Origin of the sequence: Methylorubrum podarium, assembly GCF_022179745.1 — a bacterium.
GTDB classification, from domain to species: domain Bacteria; phylum Pseudomonadota; class Alphaproteobacteria; order Rhizobiales; family Beijerinckiaceae; genus Methylobacterium; species Methylobacterium podarium.
Map to the genome: position 1 here is coordinate 1 of NZ_BPRD01000588.1, position 5,603 is coordinate 5,603.

The following is a 5,603-nucleotide window of genomic DNA, read 5'->3' on the forward strand; positions in this document are numbered from 1 at the left end:
GCGCCGCCGCCGCGCCTGTCGGAGCGGGATCCGGAAGAGCTGTTCCGCCTCGCCTACCGCGCGAAGTGGGACGAGGAGCCGGCGCCGGCCCATCTCGACGTGTTTCACCGCGCCCGGGCGGAAGCCTGAGCCACCGGCCATGCGCATCCTCGCGATCCGCGGCGAGAACCTCGCGAGTCTCGCCGCGCCCTTCGCCGTCGATCTCGCCGCCGAACCGCTCGGCGCCACCGGTCTGTTCGCCATCACCGGCGAGACCGGCGCGGGCAAATCCACGATCCTCGACGCGCTCTGCCTCGCCCTCTACGGCCGCTATCCCCGCGTCGCGGTGAGCCGCCGCGAGGACGTGCCCGATCCCGGCGGCGAGGCGCTGAGCGCCAGCGACGGACGGGCGATCCTGCGCCGGGGTGCCGGGTCCGGCTATGCCGAGGTCGATTTCGTCGGCCAGGACGGCGTGGCCTACCGCGTCGGCTGGGAAGCCTATCGCGCCCGCAACAAGGCCACCGGCAAGCTTCAGGCGGAGCGGCGCCGCCTGCACCGCCTCGACGACGGCAGCGCCGTCGCCGCGGGCAAGACGCAGGTGCTCGACAAGGTGGTCGCGCTGACCGACCTGACCTTCGACCAATTCCGGCGCACGGTGCTTCTCGCGCAGGGCGAGTTCGACGCCTTCCTCCTCGCGGCGGAGGGCGAGCGGGCCGAGCTTCTCGAAAAGATCACCGGCACCGCGATCTATTCGGACATCTCGAAGCGGGTGCATCTCGGCTACGAGGAGCACCGCCGCGCGGTCGAGGCACTGGAGGTCCGGCAGGGCGAGATCGGCCTGCTCGACGAGGCCGGATTGCAGGCCCGCCGGACGGAGCGCGCGGAACGCCTCGCCGAGGTGGCGGCGTGGCGCGCGGAGCAGGAGGCGGTCGGCCGCACGCTGGAGGCCGCGCGCCGGATCGAGGCCGCGCGGGCGTCGCTCGCGCAGGCCGAACACCGCGCCGCCGCGGCGCGGGCGGCGTCCGAGGCGGCGGCGCCCGACCGGGAGCGATGGGCCGAACTTCTGGCCGTCGAGCCCTTGCGCGGGCGCGCGGAAGCCCTCGACGAGGCCGCCCGCGAGCGCTCCGCGGCGGAGACGCATGTCGAAGCGACCGCGATCCGGGTCGCGGCGGCGCGCATGGCCGCCGAGACGGCCGAGGCGATGCGGGCGGAGGCGAGCGCTGCGGACGAAGCCGCGGAAGCCGTGTTCAAGAGTTTTGGTCCGCTCTGGGACCAAGCGGCCGAACTCGATGCGGCGATCACCCATGCGGAGCGCGAAGCCGAGGACGCGGCGCAGGCGTCCGCTCGGTCGGCCGAGGCCGCCGAGGCGGCGGGCGTGGCGCTCGCCGTCCTCGACCGGCGTCTCGCCGAAGCGCGGGAGGCACGCGATGCCGCGGCCCGTCGCCTCGACGCCGACCGCGCCCACGCCCTCCTGGCCGAGCGCGGCGACGAGTTCGCCCGGCGCATACGCGAGCGGGCGCGGCTGCGCGGGCAGGCGGAGGCGGCCGCTCGGGACGCCGCCGCGCGCCGGGCCGAGATCGCCGCCTGCGACGCGGAGGCCGGCACCGGCGCCGCCCGTCTCGCCGCCCTCCGCGACCGTCGCGAGGCGCTGACCGCCGCCCGCGCCGAGCGTGAGACGGCGCTCGATGCCCTCGCCGAGCCGGCCCTGCAGGCCCGCGCCGTCGCCCTGGAAGGTGTCCTCGACGGCCTGCGCGACGCCTACGCCCTCGCGCAGCGCCACGGCACGGCCCTCGCCGACCGCGCGGCCGCCGCGGAAGCGGAAGCCGAGGCCGCCGCGGCGTTCGCCGAGGCGGCGGCCCGCTTCGCCGCCGAGGAACGCGCGCTGCAGGAGGCCGGCATCCGCCGCTCCGAGATCGCGCCGCTCGCCGAACTCGCGCAAGAAAGCGCGTCCCGCGAGGCGGCGCGGCTGCGCAGCCTGCTCGTGGACGGCGCGCCCTGCCCCGTCTGCGGCGGCCTCGACCATCCTCATGCCCACGGGTCCGACGACGCCCTCGGACGGCTGGCCGACGAGATGCGTGCCCGCCGCGCCGAACTCGACGCGCGGATCGCCGAACATCAGGCCGCCCGCGACCGTGCCCGCGGCGATGCCGCCGCGGCGGAGGGGCGCCACGACGACGCGCAGGAGCGGGGTGCCGTCGCGGCGGAGGCGGTTGCCTCGACCGCCGCCCGCTACCGCGCCGGACTGCCCGATCTCGCCGCCGCCCTCGACGCGGCCGGGCTCGCCGTCAGCCTGCCGCCGGAGCCGGACCTGTCGTCGCTCGGCGCGGCCGGAGCCGCTTCGCGGGCCGAGCGCGACGCGATTCAGCGGACGCTCGCGGATGCGCGAACCTTGCGCAGCGCGATCGACGGCCTGATTCGGGAACGCGACGCGGTCGAGGCGCAGATCGAGGCGCAGACCCGCAGCCTCGACGCGCTCACGCGCCGTCGGACCGAGGCCGAGCTCGCGGCCGAACGGGCGGAGAGCGGCCGCACCGCCCTCCTCCAGAGGGTGTCGGACCTGTCGGGCGAGATCGCTCCGGCGCTCAGCGCCGCCGATCTCGGCCTCGCCGATCTCGATCGCGCCGCGGAGACCTGCGCCGACCGGATCGCCGCTCTGGGGCAAGCCTACGCGGCGCTCCTGGCACAGCATGCCGACTACGAGGCGCAGCTCGGCGCCCTGGCCCCGGAACGGGCGGTGGCCGCTTCCCTCCGTGAGGCCGAGGCCCGCGCGGCGTCGAGGGCCCGAACGGAGGCGGCGGAGCGCAGGACGCGGCTCGAACAGGCGCGCGCCGTCCGCGCCGGCCTCCTCGGCGGCGAGGCGACCGGCGCCCACCGCACGCGGCTCAACAACGAGCGCCGCGGGGCGCGCGAGGCGCTTCAGGCCGCGCAAGCCGCCGGCGCCGAAGCCGCCCGCGCGCTCACGGCTGCCGTCACCGAAGCCTCCGCCGCCGCCACGGCCCTGGAGCGCGCCGCCGCCCGCCACGCGGCGGCCGAGGCCGCCTTTACGCAGGCCTGCGGCGAGCGCGGGCGCGAGGCGGTGGCCGCCCTGCTCGCGGTTCCCGCCGAGACGCGCGAAGCGCTGCGCGCGCGGATCGAGGGGCTCGGCCGCGAGGAAGCCGAGGCGATGACCGCCCTCGCGACCCGCCGCGCCGACGTCGAGGCTCTGAGCACCGAGGCGGAAATCGACGTCCCCGCCGCGCAGGCCGAGGCGGCGCGGCTCGCGGACGCCACGGCGCAGGCGCAGCAGCGCCTCGGCGCCCTCGACGCGGAACTGCGCCGGGACGAGGCCGCCCGCGCCAAGGCGGCCGACCTCGCGCGGGAGATCGAGACGGCACGGGCCGAGCTCGCAACCTGGCATCGGGTCGAGGAGGCGATCGGCTCGGCCGGCGGCGACCGCTTCCGCCGCTTCGCGCAGGGGGTGACGCTCGATCACCTCGTCCACCTCGCCAACGACCAGCTCAAGGCGCTCAGCCCGCGCTACCGCCTCGCCCGCAGCGCCGTTGCCGACCTCGCCCTCCACGTGGTGGATCGCGACATGGGCGACGAGCGCCGGGCGACCCGCAGCCTGTCCGGCGGCGAGCGCTTCCTCGTCTCGCTGGCGCTGGCGCTCGCCCTGTCCGGCCTGGAGGGACGGCAATCCTTCGTCGACACGCTCTTCATCGACGAGGGCTTCGGCTCCCTCGACGCCGAGACCCTCGACCTCGCGGTGGACGCCCTGGAGACGCTTCAGGGCCGCGGCCGCAAGGTCGGCGTCATCACCCACGTCGCGGGGATGATGGAGCGCATCGCCGTGCAGATCCGCGTGGAGAAGCGCGGCTCCGGGCGCAGCGTCGTCCGCGTGGTCGACCGCGGGTCTGCCGTCGTTTGAGGCAACGCGGTCGCTGCTTCGTTCATAGGCACCGGTGCATCCGCCGACGGCACAACGTGGCCGCGTATTCCCCTCCCCCTCGGTTTGTCGGCGGATCGGAGTTGGCACGCCCTCTGCATAAGTCAGGGCGCTGCCCCTGGGCAGCGGGCGGGGCAACGGCGCCTCGCGCTCGGACGGCGCGTGTCCGGACACACTCTCCCGCATGAACGGCCCCGCCCGGTGTTCCGAGCGGCGTCTTCGAGCCCTACGAGCACGCCGATGGCTTCCTTCAAGACCGTGATGAAGTCGGGCCACCCCCCGACCCTGTTCGCCGCGTTCCTCTATTTCGATTTCTGCTTCGCGATCTGGGTGCTCAACGGCGCCATGGGTCCGTTCATCACCGAGACCTACGGGCTCACCCCGGCCCAGACCGGCTTCATGATCTCGCTGCCGATCCTGGCCGGCGCGATCATGCGCTTCCCGCTCGGCGTGCTGGCCCAATACATCGGCCGCAAGAACGCGGCGCTGACGGAGATGGGCGTCATCGTCCTGGCGATGGCCTACGGCTTCTTCTTCGTCTCGTCCTACAACGACGTGCTCGCCATGGGCGTGCTGCTCGGCATCGCCGGCGCCTCCTTCGGCGTGGCGCTCTCGCTCGGCTCGGGCTGGTTCCCGCCGGAGCACAAGGGGCTCGCCATGGGCATCGCCGGCGCCGGCAATTCCGGCACCGTGCTCGCCGTGCTGTTCGCGCCGCCGCTGGCGCAGTCCTTCGGCTGGCAGGCGGTCTACGGTTTCGCCGGCCTCGTGATGATCGTGCCGATCCTGGTGATGATCTTCCTCGCGAAGGAGCCGCCGGACTGCCACGGCCAGACCTTCAAGGAGCACGTCTCCTGCCTCTTCACCAAGGACGGCTGGGCCTTCTCGCTGATCTACGTCATCACCTTCGGCGGCTTCATCGGCCTGTCGAACTTCCTGCCGACCTTCTTCTACGAGCAGTTCGCGGTGACGAAGGTCGAGGCCGGGCGCCTGACGATGCTCGCCGCCCTGATGGGCTCGGGCATCCGCATCCTCGGCGGCTACTTCGCCGACCGGATGGGCGGCATCCTCGTCCTCTCCCTGGTGCTGCTGGCGGCGATCGGCTCGTTCCTGGCGCTGACCGCCACGCCCTCGCTCGCCGTGACGACGCTGCTGTTCATGCTCTGCTTCGCCGCCCTCGGCGCCGGCAACGGCGCGCTGTTCCAGCTCGTCCCCCTGCGCTGGCCGACCAACACCGCGGTGGCCGGCTCGATGATCGGCGAGGTCGGCGCCCTCGGCGGCGCGATCCTGCCCAACGTGATGGGCTTCTCGAAGCAGTATACCGGCGGTTTCGCCTCCGGCTTCGTCGTCTACGCCGTGTTCACCGGCCTCGTGCTCGGCTGCCTTTTCCTGTGGCAGCGCAAATGGGTCGGCGCCTGGGTCGGACCGCGCGGCAAGGTGCTCGACCAGCCGGCCGCGGCGCAGGTCGAGGCCGCGGGCCGGATGGAACCGGCGGGCGCGTGACGCCGAAGCATCGACGCCTTGACGAACGGGGGGCCTAGCGGTCCCCCGCTTGCGTTCGAAGCGAATCTCAGGGGTGAGACGCTTCACGGCTGATCACTTCGATCACCGCTTCTCTCCTCCCCCTTGTGGGGAGGATGCAGGAGGTGGGGGTGGTTCAGAACGAGGCGGTGTGGTGCCTTCTGCACCACCCCCACCCCGA

Annotated in this window: 2 protein-coding genes and 1 pseudogene; all 3 read left to right on the forward strand. The window is 74.2% G+C overall.

The features are described from left to right. Positions 1–129, forward strand: a pseudogene (locus MFF42_RS26500) (exonuclease SbcCD subunit D); the annotation flags it as partial. A 10-nt stretch (positions 130–139) separates the two neighbouring features. Further along, on the forward strand, positions 140–3,886 hold the full coding sequence (locus MFF42_RS24095) for an AAA family ATPase (RefSeq protein WP_238258374.1): 3,747 nt from the start codon (positions 140–142) through the stop codon (positions 3,884–3,886). Positions 3,887–4,144: 258 nt separating this feature from the next. Beyond that, positions 4,145–5,404 (forward strand): MFS transporter, encoded by a 1,260-nt coding sequence (locus MFF42_RS24100; RefSeq protein ID WP_238258376.1) that lies wholly within the window; start codon positions 4,145–4,147, stop codon positions 5,402–5,404. The last annotated feature ends 199 nt before the right edge of the window (positions 5,405–5,603 follow it).